This window comes from Marinobacter confluentis (genome assembly GCF_004785685.1).
GTDB lineage: Bacteria > Pseudomonadota > Gammaproteobacteria > Pseudomonadales > Oleiphilaceae > Marinobacter > Marinobacter confluentis.
In genome coordinates this window covers 1-308 of the sequence record NZ_SRPF01000060.1, presented here as the reverse complement: position 1 = coordinate 308, position 308 = coordinate 1, and the positions used below count along the sequence as shown (strand labels likewise).

The 308-nt window shown below is 50.6% G+C and carries 1 protein-coding gene; it reads left to right on the top strand.

What is annotated here, in order from left to right; all coding sequences use genetic code 11:
* Window positions 1–308, top strand: a 308-nt coding sequence (gene upp, locus E5Q11_RS17560; RefSeq protein ID WP_135804723.1) for a uracil phosphoribosyltransferase, incomplete at both ends; no start/stop codon positions are given.

Genomic DNA, 308 nt, shown 5'->3' with positions numbered 1-308 from the left:
AAGCGAGCACTTATTTCGAAAAACTGGTGGGCGAACTGGATCAACGCATGGAGATGATCGTTGATCCTATGCTGGCCACCGGTGGCTCAATGATTTCCACCATTGACCTCCTGAAGAAAGCCGGCAGCAATGAAATACGCGCGCTGGTACTGGTGGCAGCGCTCGAAGGCATCAAAAAAGTGCTTGATAATCATCCGGATGTTTCAATCTACACCGCGTCAATTGACGACGGTCTCAACGAAAAAGGCTATATCCTTCCCGGCCTCGGCGACGCCGGCGACAAAATCTTCGGTACTAAACAAAAGGAC